The sequence below is a fragment of the Xylanibacter ruminicola genome, assembly GCF_900142525.1.
Lineage (GTDB): Bacteria > Bacteroidota > Bacteroidia > Bacteroidales > Bacteroidaceae > Prevotella > Prevotella ruminicola_A.
On sequence record NZ_FRBD01000004.1, the window covers coordinates 11,978 to 25,118 of the forward strand.

The 13,141-nt window shown below is 43.4% G+C and carries 5 protein-coding genes; 2 read left to right on the forward strand and 3 right to left on the reverse strand.

Annotated elements, in window-relative coordinates:
* Window positions 1-15: 15 nt before the first annotated feature.
* Window positions 16-2,469: a glycosyl hydrolase 115 family protein gene (locus tag BUB86_RS03465; protein WP_254795091.1), complete on the reverse strand. Its 2,454-nt coding sequence runs from the start codon at window positions 2,467-2,469 to the stop codon at window positions 16-18.
* 223 nt (window positions 2,470-2,692) lie between these two features.
* Between BUB86_RS03465 and BUB86_RS03470 the strand changes: the two genes are divergently transcribed.
* Both BUB86_RS03470 and BUB86_RS03475 read left to right on the forward strand, forming a co-directional pair.
* Window positions 2,693-6,691: a two-component regulator propeller domain-containing protein gene (locus BUB86_RS03470; RefSeq protein WP_073205514.1), complete on the forward strand. Its 3,999-nt coding sequence runs from the start codon at window positions 2,693-2,695 to the stop codon at window positions 6,689-6,691.
* 24 nt (window positions 6,692-6,715) lie between these two features.
* Window positions 6,716-8,002, forward strand: a complete 1,287-nt coding sequence (locus BUB86_RS03475) for an ABC transporter substrate-binding protein (RefSeq protein WP_073205517.1) — start codon at window positions 6,716-6,718, stop codon at window positions 8,000-8,002.
* 14 nt (window positions 8,003-8,016) lie between these two features.
* Here BUB86_RS03475 and xyl3A read toward each other — a convergent pair whose 3' ends face one another.
* Both xyl3A and BUB86_RS03485 read right to left on the reverse strand, forming a co-directional pair.
* A complete protein-coding gene (gene xyl3A / locus BUB86_RS03480) occupies window positions 8,017-10,584 on the reverse strand; it encodes a xylan 1,4-beta-xylosidase (protein WP_073205519.1) in 2,568 nt (855 codons plus the stop codon).
* Between the two features lie 35 nt (window positions 10,585-10,619).
* Window positions 10,620-13,112 carry a glycosyl hydrolase family 95 catalytic domain-containing protein gene (locus BUB86_RS03485; RefSeq protein ID WP_073205521.1) on the reverse strand — a complete coding sequence of 831 codons (2,493 nt, stop codon included), beginning with the start codon at window positions 13,110-13,112 and terminating at the stop codon, window positions 10,620-10,622.
* Window positions 13,113-13,141: the final 29 nt, after the last annotated feature.

A 13,141-nucleotide genomic window follows, 5' to 3' on the forward strand; every position in this document is an offset into this window, starting at 1 on the left:
ACACGAAGTTCAAAATTATTGCTTACCATAAACCTTTGGTGATTCCTTACCAAAAAGGAATTGCTTATGATACCCACCCAGATCAATGATAATCTTTTCAAAAACAATACCAGGATCTTGAGGATGAATAGTCAAACTATGCACTCTCTGATTGATATCTAGCGGAAGTTCAACTACCTTCTCTACCACTCTACTTGCCACCGTTGGATAGTATTTTGTGTAGATATTCTCAGGTTTCTCATTCAGATCTTTGTTGAAATTAACATCAACAGGAGAGTGACCGTCAATAGACAGATCGTAAACCAAACCACCTTTATCAAGGAAATCAAGCGTAGATTTTGTAATAACATGCACCTTTACGTTCTTTACATTTTCTGCTTCAAAACGATATACTAGATTTGCTTCTTCTGTTCTTGCCGTATATGGCATTAGAGCAATACCACTAAGCGTACGTCCCATATATGGGATGACAGTCCACTTAGCTGTCGATGCATCCTGACGACTATATGTATGCTCAGCCTCAATACTGATATAGCCATCACGTGGAGAGAACACCGGTCCATTTTCCGGTGTGGCAACAGCAATAAGCTTCGGGCACACATCTGCACGATAATTATCATTCCATGTACGATAGCTGATATGTTTCTGTATCATCATACCATCCCATTTACCACCCGACATTACCTTATTATAATATAGGCAAAGCATAGAATCTCGCTTAAAAGCCTGATGACAACGCTCAGCCCAAATATTAGCATCAGGATCACCTACTGATGCCAGCCTCCGGTTCATGGCCTGAGCATAATACATCTCATAAATATTACCCATTGCCTGTACTGGGAAAAGGATTATCTGACGATATGCATCCTGACACTCAGGTTTCAACTCCAAAAACAAGCGCAACGCACGAGCCTCTAAAGCATGGTACTCACTTACCACCTGTTCAAACTCTTCACAAGTATACACATTGGCATCCAACATCTCGGAGGTTATGCGTCCATTATATTTGCATACCAGATTTAGAATAGAAGCTGCCTCATCGGCATTTTCCTCGCCAAAACTCTCTACACAGAACTCACGAGTATGATCTAAAAGATTTGACGTGTCATATTTTGACGGATTCCATGCCATATCCATAAATAACTGGATAGGATATTCCATCGGCTTAAGATCTCCTACGTTAAGAATCCAAAGCTTCTGAATACCACCATTATATGCCAGTTGTAACTGTTCCCACATATTTTGTATAGGGGTAACATTTATCCATTTAGAATTTCTTGGCGCCCCTACATAGTCTACATGGTAATACAATCCCCATCCGCCTTTGCGTTTCCTTTCCTCCGCGGTAGGTATTCTGCGCACATTACCCCAATTATCGTCACAAAGTAAGATTGTTACATCATCGGGCACACGCAGTCCTGCATCGTAATAGTCCTGTACTTCTTTATACAGAGCCCATATCTGCGGTGTTTCTTTAGCTGGACGTTTAGTGACCTCTTTAATGATACGACGTTGGTTATTGATAATATTCTCGAGTAATCGCGTATCAGTGCCTTTACCCATTGCTTCGTCACCATCACCACGCATACCTATCGTAACAATATCATCGGTATTCTTCATACGTTCAATACCTTCACGGAAGAAACGATCTAGGTTTTCTTTATTAACTGAATAATTCCATGCGCCCCATCCTTTACGGTTACGTGCATACTCCTGATGGTTTCGCGCCATAGGCTCGTGATGCGACGTTCCCATCATAACACCCATCTTATCGGCAGTCTTTAAATTCTCTGGGTCATCAGCATAGAAAGCCCAGCCCCACATAGCTGGCCACAGATAGTTACCCTTCAATCTCAGTATCAGTTCAAAGACCTTTTCATAGAACTTATGACCACCATAATCGGTACCAAAAGTATTCTTTACCCATGTTGTAAGGCATGGAGCTTCATCATTAAGGAACAAACCGCGATAACGTACTGCTGGCTCACCATCAGTAAACTCACCTTGTTTAATATATATATAGGTATGCTTCTCTATAGGAACGTCAGCCCAATAATACCAAGGAGAAACACCCATCTGCCTTGACAACTCATAAATACCATAAACCGTGCCACGTTTATCACTACCAGCAATAACCAATTGATTACCGATTGTCTTAATGATATATTTCTCGGTTTTACCCTTCAAGTTACTCAATACTCCAGCTTTAACCCATTGATCTATCTGCTTATTGACACCGACTGTGCCTATCAGGATTTCCATTCCTTCAGCAGTTTGTGAAGCAGGATGCCCTGTTACATTCTCTATGTCAGACATCAGATTACTAGCAGCCAGAAGAACACAACTATGCTCATTCTGACTAACACCCACAGAAAAACGTTTCAACTGCCATACATCTGAAGAAGGTTGGAATGAAACAAACTGTTCAGCAGCCTTCACTTTCACACCAATCATGCAGACCGAGAACATTAAAAGCGCCAAGACTTTGGACCAAAAATGTTGTAGAATCATAATCTCTAATGTTACAAATCAAAATATAATGATGCAAAGATATGCCATTTTTAGCACTCTACCTATATTATTTGTATCAAAAAGTTTAATTTTTGTAACATTCCTTTGTTACATTTCAAAAAATGCATTATCTTTGCAACAAATAAACAACTAACGCAACCATTTAATTACTAACAAAACAATGCGAGTTAAGTTCATACTGACACTAGCTTCAATATTCATCTCAACGAATACTTTCGCCCAAAGGGGAAAGTTCTTCAGTACTGACAATCAACTATTGTCGAGTAGCTTTGTTACTCAGGTGTACCTTGATAACGAAGGATTCATATGGGCAACCACACGTAATGGTATAAACCGTTATGATGGCTATCAGTTCCGTGTATTTAAGAAAGAAAACGAGCATGACAGTTCGCTGGCCAGCAATTATGTTAACAGCATGATGCAGGATCGAAACGGTCTGTTCTACTTTGGCATGTACGGTGCATTACAGACATGGGACGGCAACAAGTTCAATAATGTAACCATGCTCGACAAAGACGGTAACATTGGGCACAGCTTCCCAAACTGTTTCCTTGAACGCTCAAACGGTGATGTCCTGGTAGGTACATCTGGTCTGGGTCTGCTTAAATTTAAGAACAAGAAGACTGCTTATCAGGAAAAAGGGCCTTTGGCTTCTATACATACTGTGAATAGTATGATTGAAGACAGAATGGGAGCCCTTTGGATTGTTACCGACAATATGGGCATTATATCCTACGATGGAAAAAAAGTAAAACGCCACCTTCTAGACAACCCTGACATAGTCTTCGCATGTCTGTGCGAAGGAACAGATGGTATCATATATGCAGGAACCGCCAACAATGGTGTATATCGTATGCAGAATGGAACTTTTGTTCATATAGACGAAACAGGAAACAACTCTGTTTCAGCACTATTCTGCGATCACGACGGCATGATTGTCATTGGCTATGACGGTAAAGGAGTTGCCATCTACAATCCTAGAACCAAGGAGTTTGTCAATAATCCATTCTTCTCACTCGAAGTTGACCTATCAATCAGTAAGGTATACTCTATTACCGAGGACAAGAGTGGCAATCTGTGGTTAGGACTGCTTCAGAAAGGAATCTTCATGCAGCCCATCACATTCAAAGGTTTTAACTACATGGGCCACAAGTTAGGTGCTCGTAATATTATTGGTTCCGCATGCGTAGCAAGTGTTGTACTCGATAGCAAACAGCGTATTTGGGTGGGAACAGATAAAGACGGACTATATGTCTACGACTATAACACAAAAGCCGCAAAGCATCTGAAAGAACATTTCCCATCTGTTATCATGACACTTGCCGAAGATCTTAAAGGACGTATCTGGGTAGGCTCATATCGCGACGGCATGGGATGGATAGACCCAATAAGTTTCCAATATCATAAAATACCATTCCCTAAAGATCCTCACCTTATAGTCATGGATATTGCCATAGCAGGCGATGGCAGCCTTTGGCTTGCCACAATGAAACATGGTCTGATTAGGATGGACGCGTCCGACGGGCATATCATCGCACAATATAAGATCAAACCTGGTGCAGAGAAAGACAGAAAGATAAACTGTATTACCAACGACTACATCTCGCAAGTTCATCTTTCGCCCGATGGGAAACGTGTATATGCCTCTACATCCATGGGACTTTGTTGTTTGGACATTGCAGAGAATAGTTGGATTAAGACATTCGGAAAGAACTGCCTTAACTATAGCACTCCTGTAAGAATAACCCGCGAGTACGACGGAAAACTCTGGTATGGCACGAACGAAGGATTATATTGTTACGATCTTCAATCACACGAGACAAAGCAATATACCCGCGAAAACGGACTAGCCGACAATGGTATCGCCACTATTGAACGAGATCCACAGGGCAGACTATGGATTGGAACCGACCATGGATTAAGCTGTTTCACCCCAAAGAACAATATATGGCAAAACTACTTCGCTGATGACGGATTGCAGAGTAACGAGTTTAGCGATGGCGCCTCATTTATCACCTCAAGTGGCATGTTGGCCATGGGTGGAACAGCTGGTGTATCATGGTTCGATTCACAGCATATCTCTCCAAGTAAATGGGAGGCAGAAGTAAAACTCACCTCATTCTCTATCAATGGTCAGCAAGTAAACAAAGCCACCCGATCGGGTAGCTATCTGATAACAGACACTGCCATTATAGCCAGCGATCGCTTTGAACTTTGCTATAACGACAACACATTCTCTATCCAGTTCTCTACACTTACCTACGAGAACCCAGAACACATATCATATTTGTACAGCATCAATGGCGAGCCGTTCAACCGTCTCCAGCCAGGAATGAACATACTTACGCTCTCTCACCTACCCCAAGGCACCTATCGATTTAGGGTAAAAGCAGAAAGAAACAACGTAGAAACCCCTATCAAAGAATTTACCGTTGTGATACACAGTCCCTGGTATCGTTCTGCATGGGCCTATTTCTTCTACGCTATTATTATCGGATTGTTTGCATGGCAATACCTGGCCTATCGTCGTCATAAAGAACAAGACAAGCTCCGCCTTCAGGCTCATATTCACGCCGAAGAGATGGGCGAGGCAAAACTACGATTCTTTATGAACATGAGTCATGAGATTCGTACTCCTATGACTTTAATTCTCACACCATTGCTTTCACTTATCAAGAACGATACAGACCCACACAGAAAAGGTGTTTACGAAACTATCAGACGTAATGCAGAGCGAATTCTCAGCCTTATCAACCAGATGATGGACCTCCGAAAGATTGATAAGGGACAGATGCAGATGCGTATGCGCGAAACCAACCTCGTTGGATTTGCCAGAGATATTTACAATCTCTTTGACAATCAAGCCAAGTCAAAACAAATCAATTTCCTATTCAATCACGATAGCGAGGAGATACCCGTATGGATTGACCGTCAGAACTTTGACAAGGTATTTATGAACGTCCTTTCGAATGCCTTCAAATACACCCCAACAGGGGGCGAAATCGGTATCCGTCTCACTCACAACACCGAGTCAGCTACAATAGCGATATACGATAATGGAGAAGGAATTCCGGAAGATAAGATTAATAGAATCTTCGATCGTTTCTATCAGACACCGACCTCAATCAACGACCGCTATGTAGGTACAGGCATCGGTCTAGACCTTACACGTTCACTTGTAGAGCTTCATCATGGAACCATTACTGTACATAATCTTGAGAAGGGCTGCGAGTTCGTTATCACTATCCCAATGGGTAATAGTCATCTGAATCCAGACGAAATGCTTCTTGACGACGACTCCACTGAAGCCATAACACCTGAGCTGATTTTAGAGGAAGAATCAGACTCAGAACTTATCACCCCAATGGCAGAGATGATGCCACAGAACCGCAGGACTACTTTGGTTATAGCCGAGGATGACGAAGAGATCCGTAACTATCTCGAGAGCGAACTCTCTAACGACTACGACGTTCATACCTGTACGAATGGTCGTGAGGCATTAGGCGAGATCATACGTACCAAGCCCGACTTGGTTTTAAGTGACATCATGATGCCCGAGATGGATGGTAACACACTGTGTACCAAACTCAAGACCAATCCGAACACAAATTCTATTCCAGTTGTTCTGCTTACCGCCAAGAGTCGCGACGAGGATAAGCTCGAAGGACTGGAAACAGGCGCCGACGCATACATCGTTAAACCATTTAACATGGATATCCTGCGCCGCACAATCATCAACCTTATCAATAAGCACCGACTGTTGCGACTCAAATACGAGCGCAATGACAATCTGGAAGAGCAGGTTGACGAAATTCGCCTTAAGTCGCCCGATGAGAAGTTGCTGGAGCGCATCATGGAGTGCATCAACAAGAATTTGAACAATTCCGACCTGAGTGTCGATATGATCGCCGACACTGTTGGTATTAGCCGAGTACACCTACACCGCAAGATGAAAGATCTTACAGGTCAGACACCTCACGACTTCATCCGTAACATTCGCTTGAAGAAAGCAGCACAACTACTGGCCAACCAGGGCATGAACGTTACCGAAGTGATGTACGCCTGCGGATTTGCGAACTCAGCTTCATTCTCTACTGTATTCAAAAAATTCTACGGAATGTCGCCACGCGACTATATGCGAGAACACGAGGAAAGATAATAATGTTAATAAAGGAAGGAACGTATGAAACGATTGGCTACCATTCTGATTGCCATATTCTGCACACTTGGCACACAAGCGCAATATGACCGTCAAAAAATTTTGAAAGTCTATAACTGGGATGAGTATATTGGAAAAGGTGTTATTGAGAAATTCGAGAAATGGTATAAGGAAGTAACTGGTAATACCATAAAAGTCGAGTACGTAACCTATGACTACCCAGAAGACTGTTTCGCACAGATGCAAAGCGGACAGATAGACGCTGATGTATTCTGTCCGCCCGAATACCTGTTCGAACGTATGATGAAAAATGGGTTTCTTCATCCTATCGACACCAGTTTTGTCGAAAAAGGTATTCCGAATTGGATGAAAGGAACTTCGCCATTTATCGACAATCTTCTTCAACTCATTGGCGAAACACAAGGCATTAGAGCAAAGGACTATACCGTTGGATATCTTTGGGGAAATACTGGCGTACTTATCAATACCAAATACGTTAAGCCCGAAGAGGTTTATAGTTGGGAGTTTCTGTTTGATTCCAAGTTCCGCGGCAAGGTGATTATGAAGGATTCGTTTAGCGATCTGTATAATCTGCTCATCAATTACGCCTTCTACGAAGAAATTAAGGCAGGCGTTACTAACCGTAACCTATTAGCGACATATCTTACAAACCGTAATATTGCCATTGTAGAAGATCTGCTGGAAAAAGCGCGCCCACAGATGAAGAGCTTTGATGTGGATGATGACAAACGACTAATGGCCGATGGAAGCAATTGGATGAGTGTGACCTGGAACGGCGATGCCAAATGGGCCATCGACGAGGCTAGCAAAGATGTAAACCTACAATATATTGTACCCAAGGAAGGCAGTGATTGCTGGATGGACTGCTGGGTTATCCCCGCATGTACAAAAAACGCTGAAGCAGCCAGTTATTGGATAAACTTCATTTGCCGTCCAGATATAGCCCTTCTCTGTATGGACGAAACAGGTTACAGCTCTGCCATTGCCACGCCCGACATTTTGAGAACAGTAACCAATGACAAGATCAAGGAGACTATCGATCTCAGCTATTTCTTTGGTCCTAAAGCTACTGCTGTTCATGTCGACAGTGTCATGTACCCCGACATAAATACAATAAATCGATGCAGTTTCCTTCGCGATAGCGGCGATCGCCAGGAGGTTATTCGTGAAATCTGGGATAAGATAAAGAATAAATCTGTCATCAACTATTGGCATATTGCCATTGCAGGATGCATTCTCTTGGCAATCATCCTCACATGTATTATCATCTTGCGCAGATTACGTAAATAAAAAAATGACCACCACTAAAGGGTGATGGTCATTTTCTTCAGGTCTTTATCCATCGAACTGTTTCCGTAGAGTATCTCATACTTTCCGGGCTTTGTTCGCATGGTATTTGTTTCCGAATCCCAGAATTCAAATGCTTTTGCATCCAGTTTCAGAGTAGCCTTAACCGTCTCACCAGCCTTTACATCCACACGCTGAAAAGCACGGAGCGACTTCAACGGTCCCTCAGCATCGCCCAAATTGCGAATATACACCTGAACAGTCTCTGTACCATTGCGTTTTCCTGTATTAGTTACGGGAATGGTAACAGACTCTTTACCCTGCAACGTAGCCTCACCAATTACGAAGTTAGTATAGCTCAGGCCGTAACCAAAAGCGAAGAGAGGATCATTGAAATAACGGTATGTACGTCCTTTCATTGAGTAATCCTCATAATCAGGCAACTGAGAATCGTTTTTATAAAATGTTACAGGCAGTTTACCGCTTGGATTACAATCACCAAAAAGGACCTCAGCTACGGCTGTACCGCCTTCCTGACCAGCATACCAAGCCTGAACAATAGCTTCGCAAGTTTCGGTTTCTGGAGTCAAAGCGATAGCAGAACCAGAACAGTTTACGAATATAACCTGCTTACCAGCCTCTTTCAGAGCCTTCAGGAAATCTCGCTGAACCTTTGGCAGTTCTATGCTAGTACGGTCGCCACCCTTGAATCCTTCTATCTGCACCGGCATCTCCTCACCTTCTAAGGCTGCAGAAATACCACCACAGAAGATAACCTTGTCAATGCCCTTCAGCTTGTCAATCATCTGCTGATAGTCAATAGGCAACTCCTTGGCAATGTTAATCTTCAGGTTTGCATTATAGGTATGGATATGCGAGAAACGAACCTCTATGTTATAACTCTTGCCCTTCTCTGCCTGTATAGCAACACGGTTAGGAGTTGTACGCCAGATATGGTGCATAAACTTGCGTTCACCATTGATATAGAGTTCAAAATGCCCACAACCATCCACGTTTACAACATATTCGCCTGCCTCTTTTGGCGTAAACACTGTCTCATACTTTGCCGAGAAATCTTCAAGCTGTACCCCAGGAGCGAAATTGTGCATACCTGCAGTAGTAACAGCAAGAGGAGTAGTATAATACTGTGTAGTAACAGGTTTACCTTCCATCTTTCGGTTATTCCAGAAAGTTCCCTTCAAGCCCTTCTTACCACCAAAGCTACACTGCGAAGCCATCAAACAATCCATAACCTTGTCGTAGGTCAGGTCACATCCAGCATGATAGTATAGTTTCTTCTGCTTTGCCTTGATACCATCCAGAATTGTTACCGTGTGGTTTGGCATACCATTATAGTTTCCCCACATCATGGGAGCATTGTCGGCATTTGGTCCTATAACAGCAATTTTCTCTGCATTCTTTTTCAATGGCAGAATATTATTCTTGTTTTGTAGCAAGACAATAGTCTGGCGAGCCATATTTAGAGCTGTTTGTGCATGCTCTTTGCAAGACATCTTTGAATATGGTATCTTTGCCCATTCTACGAGCGAAGGATCATCCATTTCACCCAAGTCAAAACGACCTTCCAACAAGCGTATCACATGCTTGTCAACCTCAGCCTCAGTAATAAGCCCGCGCTTCACTGCCTCTGGAATACTACGATAAGCATAGCCATAGCCACATTCCACATCAGTACCGGCAATAGTAGCCTTAGCTGTAGCGTGAACAGGATCAGATGAGGACTTGTGCGACTCATAGAAATCACTTACAGCACCACAGTCGCTCACTACAAGATATTTAAATCCCCATTCATCACGCAAGATTGTCTGAAGAAGTCGCTGCGAGCCGCAACATGGGTCATCGTCCAGTCTTTGATAAGCACACATCACCTCACGAACTTTACTCTCCTCCACCAGTTTCTTGAATGCTGGCATATAGGTTTCCCAGAAGTCGCGTGGTGACACATTTGTGAGATTAGCACTATGACGAGTGTACTCTGGACCACTATGTACTGCATAATGCTTGGCACAAGCCCACAATTTACGATACTTTGCAGACTCAGGACCTTGCAAACCACGAACCACCTGGTCGCCCATAACACTTGTCAGATATGGATCCTCACCATATGTCTCTTGTCCTCTACCCCAACGTGGATCACGGAAAATGTTCACATTTGGAGTCCACACACTCAGGCTATGGAATTTCTCATCCTCGCCCGACCCGCGCTGCATACGTTCATTATACTGTGCACGAAACTCTGTCGAGGCAATATCAAACACATTGTATAATAATGAAGGATTAAACGATGCAGCCATAGCTACCGGCTCTGGAAATACCGTTACATGATCCATATTGGCGGCTCCATGCAGAGCCTCACTCCACCAGAAAAACTTCTTGATACCAAGACGTGGAATAGCCGGACTCTCGTCAAGCATCAGCATGGCTTTCTCTTCCAATGTCAGTCTTCCACAGAGATCTACGGCTCTCTCCTTAGCCGATAGATTAGGATTTTGATAAGGATACGTCTGTGCCGATGCCGATAGACATGCACAGAATGCAATTGTTAGGAATAGTTGATACTTCATGAAATCTTAATATTAAATTTTTAATGTTTTAATCTTTAAAGCCTTGTCACCTTATAAGTTCTGCCAGGAATTGTTTCCACATCGTACTCATAGACTTTTCTGACTGGCAACAGCTTAAACTCACTCAACTCTGCCGACTTCAATGGTTCTCGAATAACAGCAGATTTCAGCAACTCGTTTTCACACTCTCCTATAGCAGCAGAAAGGCCTTCGCCTTTCAGAGGCACATACGAACGTAGACGCAACTTTCCACCTATCTTCGAGAAAATGTCTGCCTCAGACAATTCTCCTTTGTTCCATTTCATATCAACAACAAAGGCACCTCTTGCTCGCAGACCTTTAACCTCGCCCTCCGACCACGCATCAGGCAGAGCTGGCAACAGGTGTACAGCTCCATCATGACTCTGCAATAACATCTCACATATACCAGCCGAACAGCCAAAGTTGCCGTCAATCTGGAAAGGCGGATGAGCATCGAACAGGTTAGGATAAGTTCCACCACGCGGTCCCCACTCTGTCGTATATGGTATCGGGGTTAGCATATTACTAATGATACGGAAGGCATGATTGCCATCAAGCATACGAGCCCAGAAATTTATCTTCCATCCCAGACTCCATCCTGTTGCCATATCACCACGCTGATTCAAAGTGTTAGCAGCAGCGGTAAACAGTTCGGGATGAGAGTATGGAGAAATCTGGTTTGACGGATACAATCCGTACAGATGCGATATATGCCGATGCTCATCCTTGGGGTCGTCACCATCTATCAGCCACTCCTGCAATTGTCCGTATCTACCTATCTGCATAGGGGGCAACTGGGCTATGGCATTACTCAACATCGTGGTATAAACGACATTGTCATAACCCAATATCTGATGAGCCTTAAGAGTACTTGTCAGCACATCAAACACGATTTGGTTATCCATGGTCGAACCTGCCGTTACAGTAGTATTCTTGCCTACAGGTCCATGTTCGGGCGACACTGTAGGTACGGTAACAAGCCATCCGGCAGCCTGTTTCACCTCTCCATTCTTAGGATACTCCTGCATATACGACAACAGGAAATCAGAAGCCCCCTTCAGTATAGGATAACATCGCTTCAGGAAGTCCTTATCGCCTGTATACAGATAGTGTTGCCACAGATGCGTTGTAAGCCAAGCGCCACCTGTTGGGAACATACCCCATGTGGTACCGTCAACAGGACCGGCAATACGCCAAAGGTCTGTATTATGGTGAGCCACCCAACCTGGACAGTCATACATCTGTCGTGCAGTCTTTTTTCCAGTCTCACTCAAATCGCGTATCATCATAAACAACGGTTCTTGGGTTTCTGCCAGATTACCCACCAGTGCAGGCCAATAGTTCATCTCTGCATTGATATTGATAGTATATTTCGAATCCCATGGAGCATCTTTTTTATTGTTCCATACGCCTTGCAGATTTGCAGGCTGACCACCTGGCTGAGACGATGAAATGAGCAGATATCTACCATACTGCATCATCAACGAGATAAAGTCAAGATCGGTGCCATCAAACTTTGCCAATCGCTCATCGGTAGGCAGGCTAGACTTACTAGCCTGATTAACATTACTAGCCCCACTAGATAAATTGAGCGAAACACGATTGTATTGCTCCTGATATTTCTGCAGATGTCGCTTCAATAGTGTCTTGTAACTCTTACCCTGCAGCGATGCCATAGTATAGCTGTTCTTAAGCTCCGGATTACCGCTTATATCCTTATAGTTCACATAGTTAGTGGCAGCAGTAATGAGTATTGTAGCTGCAGTAGCATTCTTAACGTTCATGCTACCTGCATCATCTTGTACAGCTCCGTCGGCTACGACTTTCACACGAACCTCAGCTTTGAGTTTGCCCGGAATTCCCTCGTGTTCCACATTATTAATATAATAGGCCATTTCGTGCTTATCCAGCAGCTCTCCGTGTTGTGCCTGTTCATTCTGCAGGTACGACACAGTAAAATTTAGCATCTTTTTCTTGCTGGCTGTGATTTGCACAACTATGGCGTTATCAGCCTGTGATGCAAACACAATTCGCTCGTATTTCACGCCATCAATTTCAAAACTGGTTGTGTTAAGTGCATCAGCCAGACTCAGTTCACGGCGATAATTAGTAGGTTTCGAATGACTCTGATAGTCGAATTTCATGTTCAAATCACCCAATGGCATATACTTTTGGCCATGCGGGCCCTTAAAGAAATATCGGTCTATCAGACCTTGCGCCTCTTGTTCCTTTCCTTCAAATATCAGTTTGCGCACTTCACTGATAACGCTTTTTGCACTAGGATTATTGTTATCGTGGGGCGAACCGCTCCAGAATGTTTCCTCGTTCAACTGTATTTGCTCGTTGTTTGTACCGCCATATACCATCGCTCCTAGGTGCGAGTTTCCTATAGGTAGTGCTTCTAACCAATGGTTTGCTGGTTGATGATACCACAGTTTATGTTGTTGTGCGTTAACAGCGATTACTGTGCACGCACAAATCAGCATGGTTGTAATGATTCGTTTCATAAATGCTATTGGTTTAATTTTGCGGCAAA